Origin of the sequence: Campylobacter sp. IFREMER_LSEM_CL2101 (assembly GCF_025771825.1) — a bacterium.
GTDB lineage: Bacteria > Campylobacterota > Campylobacteria > Campylobacterales > Campylobacteraceae > Campylobacter_D > Campylobacter_D lari_C.
Genome location: NZ_JAKMQZ010000025.1, coordinates 1 through 1,094 on the forward strand (window position 1 = coordinate 1; position 1,094 = coordinate 1,094).

Consider the following 1,094-nt stretch of genomic DNA (forward strand, 5'->3'; position numbering starts at 1 on the left):
GTTGTAATTAATCATAAATCTTATAATCACAAGAGCTATTATTAAGCTTATGGTTCCTATGATAATCTGTTTTATCAAGGCATTATTTACAGGATCTTTATAAATTTTTTCATCCGCTATTACACAGACATTATATCCTGTTGAAGACTCTTGACAAATTACTGCTTTACGAGGTGCATTACCATCATTAATTAGCATAGGTTTGCTAGATAGTTTTCCTTCTTTACCTTCAGGAGTTGCAAGGTAAGCTTTTACTATACTTTCACTTAAATTATCTTTTGTTAATAGTGCTTTAGAATTTTCATTAAAAAGTATAGTTCCTTCATCATCCAAAACTACAGTATAGCCACTTTGAGATCTTCCCATTGATAAAACATTATCTGAAAAAGTATTTAAATCATAATTTCCACCAACTGCACCTATAAATTTTCCATTTACAACTATAGGATATGAAAAAGATAAAGAAGGGGCTTTTAAACTAGGGGCGATATAAGGTTTTGATATCACCACTTTATCTTCTCCAGAAGCAACGCTTGTATACCAAGTTCTAGTTCTTGGATCATAGCCATCAGAAGGCATTTGATGATTTCCATTTGATCTAATCATCGCACCATTGTTAGCAAGACCAACATATAAAACATCAAAACGACTTGATTCTTTTGCGATTTTAACCATAGTATAAATTTCTTCTAAACTTGCATTAGGATTTTTTTGAATTTCAGATGCAACAGCTTTTATTGCATCACTTCTTGAAGCAGTATAATCATCAAAATTCTTTAAAACATCTTGCATGGTTTTAACTTGTATATCATTAATAAGTTTTTGCACATCATGTTTTACTTCAGCATAATTAAATGCATTTGCTATAAATAAAATAGCTATAATTGCTAAAAACACAAAAAAAGTTAATTTCCCTGTTAAACTTTTTGAAATTTTTCCCATCTAAATCATCCTTTTTTATAGATTACATAATTTAAGGGAAAAATTATCTTATATTATTTTTAATAAAAAAATATTTTATTTAAATGCAAAAAAATTATTATTTAACAAAAACTTATTTGAAAGTAAAAAAGCAATCAAAACTTACCGCAGAT

Annotated in this window: 1 protein-coding gene; it reads right to left on the reverse strand. The window is 27.9% G+C overall.

Annotated features, from left to right (window positions below; genetic code table 11):
• Positions 1 to 942, reverse strand: a 942-nt coding sequence (locus L8V88_RS07920) for a cache domain-containing protein (protein ID WP_263727461.1), incomplete at its 3' end; no start/stop codon positions are given.
• Positions 943 to 1,094: the final 152 nt, after the last annotated feature.